At 48.9% G+C, this 1,791-nt stretch carries 3 protein-coding genes; all 3 read right to left on the reverse strand.

Annotated features, from left to right (window positions below; all coding sequences use genetic code 11):
* Positions 1-127: 127 nt before the first annotated feature.
* The 3 genes from VLA04_01270 to VLA04_01280 all read right to left on the reverse strand — a co-directional run bounded on the left by VLA04_01270 (position 128) and on the right by VLA04_01280 (position 1,660).
* Complete coding sequence (locus tag VLA04_01270; protein HSI20327.1) at positions 128-523, reverse strand: DUF1761 domain-containing protein; 396 nt, start codon at positions 521-523, stop codon at positions 128-130.
* Positions 524-653: 130 nt separating this feature from the next.
* Positions 654-1,154, reverse strand: a complete 501-nt coding sequence (locus tag VLA04_01275) for a hypothetical protein (protein ID HSI20328.1) — start codon at positions 1,152-1,154, stop codon at positions 654-656.
* Positions 1,155-1,261: 107 nt separating this feature from the next.
* Positions 1,262-1,660: a hypothetical protein gene (locus tag VLA04_01280; protein ID HSI20329.1), complete on the reverse strand. Its 399-nt coding sequence runs from the start codon at positions 1,658-1,660 to the stop codon at positions 1,262-1,264.
* Positions 1,661-1,791: the final 131 nt, after the last annotated feature.

Below are 1,791 nucleotides of genomic sequence, written 5' to 3' on the forward strand. Positions count from 1 at the left end.
ATATCCATCAGTTTGTCCAAGGTTCGATCTGGCGCCTTTATACCTGTAAGAGGGTGGACTGTCAATGTGCTACCGGGTATTTAAAAAAAGACCGGGGAGTCCCGGTCTTTTTTAGTGAGGGATTACCCTACATTGCACCAATAATAAGACCCATGACTGCAAAGACCACTACGTTATACCCGCCGTTGATAAGCCAAAGCTTAAAGGATTTGCCTTCAAACATGTAGTTAACACCAAGGGCGAGTGCCACCCAGCCAAGCCCGGCAGCAATGCCGGCACCAAGACCAAGGCGCCAATCACCATCTGCACCAATGAAGGCGGCCAGGTTGAAGGCCATGATGATTTCAAGAATCAAAGAGCCAATAAGAAGTTTGCCCAAGTTGGGAGTAGCGGCATTGCCACCCTCAGCCTTCATGCCAATCTCTTGCTGCCAAGGTTTGACAAAGATAACGCTGTACCACAGGTAGCCTAGGAAGAAGGCGGCCAGGGCGGCTAAAGCAACTGCAAGGTAATTAATTTCCATATGACAACTTAGGATTCTTCAATAATATGCATCGATTATATAGCGAAACATAAAAAAGAGCCCATATTGATGAGATATGGGCTCCTTATTGTACAGGTCGATGGGATTCCATCGACCTGGGGTTGTGCGGTCAAGCTGCGGTTTGCAGGAAGTTTTCCGGCACCCGGTAGAACTCGATGCTCTCCCGGTGTTTCCCGCGCACCGACTTCTCCCAGACTGTGCTGCGGAAGACGGTGTCCACCACGAGTGTCTTGTGAGAGTTGTTCTCTTGGACACCTTGGAGGTATTCCACGACTTCTGAGAGGTGTGTGAAAACCTGGACGACTTCGTTCGCTTCACGGTAGCGAACCACTTGAAAGTGTGCGTTCCGTTCCTCTTCACCCTTAAAGTGGTAATGGACGAGGTAGACAACGGTCTGCGGCCCTTTCTCCGTGGGAACGTCCTTTTGGAAAGGACTGGACCAGTCAAGTGACTTGAACGGCCGAACGGCGATGTAGGAAACGCATTTCGTTACCCACTCCCTGGTTGAAGAGAGGTCGGCTGCCTTATTGGCAGGCTCGTCTGGTGCAAAGAGCAGGGGTGCCAGGTCGGGGTTAGCGGTGAGAAACTTCTTATAGCTGTTAAACTTCATCAAACTTCCTTGCCATATAGGCTTAGACAGGTTCGGGATGTACCCGAAGTGCCGGAAGTGTACCACAAATAGCCTGATTTGTCAACCAGGTGAGCGTTATACCTAAACTATTTTGTGAGGTGCTTTGCCTTTCTCAACAATACGTACACAATCCAAAACAAAAGCGCGCCAAGGGTGTTGGAAAAGAGGTCCCACGATGTATCGGAGAGACTTAGGTGAATGAGTCCTATTTGTACTGCGAGAAGCTCCAATAGCTCGTTGATGACCCCAAAAGTACAGACCAGGGCAAAAAGCGTGCAGAAGTCAGTTAAGGTTGTCCCTTTCCACTGCACATTATTCTTAAGGTAGAGCCAGATTAAGCCGGTAAAGACACCGCCTCCGATGAGGTGTGTAGTGAAGGATGTGTCTTTTCCACCTATTAAAGGAGAGGGGAGATACCAAGAGATGCAATAGAGAAGACATGCCGCGACAAGTACGGCTTGTCCCTGTGGTTTGTGTCCTGTCACACGCTGAACTAAAGCAGGCAAAGCCAAATATATTGCCAACGGAACAAGGATCGATACGAGTAGGTAAAGCATAGCTAGAGTTTAACGGCTAAGTGGTGGAATAAAAAAGACCAGCATGGGGCTAGTCTTTT

Source organism: Verrucomicrobiia bacterium (assembly GCA_035460805.1).
In the GTDB taxonomy this organism is placed as follows: Bacteria; Patescibacteriota; UBA1384; order CAILIB01; family CAILIB01; genus DATHWI01.

Bases quoted from the DNA above. Each gene is read 5' to 3' on its own strand.
- VLA04_01270 (HSI20327.1), bottom strand. From the start codon at position 523: ATGGAAATTAATTACCTTGCAGTTGCTTTAGCCGCCCTGGCCGCCTTC.
- VLA04_01275 (HSI20328.1), bottom strand. From the start codon at position 1,154: ATGAAGTTTAACAGCTATAAGAAGTTTCTCACCGCTAACCCCGACCTG.